Source organism: Neisseria sp. P0009.S008, from assembly GCF_051958615.1.
GTDB lineage: Bacteria > Pseudomonadota > Gammaproteobacteria > Burkholderiales > Neisseriaceae > Neisseria > Neisseria subflava.
On sequence record NZ_JBQCVG010000104.1, the window covers coordinates 1 to 236 of the forward strand.

The following is a 236-nucleotide window of genomic DNA, read 5'->3' on the forward strand; positions in this document are numbered from 1 at the left end:
CTTATCCGCTATATAATCTTCCGTACACACACAAACCATCCTGCTGCCCGTTATGCCCAATCTGTACGACCGTTTTCTTGAATTCCTTTCCCCCGCCGAAATCCTCGAAGCCACACCGGCCTTGTTAAACGACCAGCGCCGCCGCTTTGTTTCCGAACCGGACATCATCTTGCAACCGCATTCCATAGAAAATGTACAAAAAATCATGCGGTTTTGTTTTGAACACCGTATCCCCG

Annotated in this window: 1 pseudogene; it reads left to right on the forward strand. The window is 48.7% G+C overall.

Features of this window, described 5'->3' with window-relative positions:
- Positions 1–52: 52 nt before the first annotated feature.
- Positions 53–236: pseudogene (locus ACTHSQ_RS11460) on the forward strand (FAD-binding oxidoreductase); the annotation flags it as partial.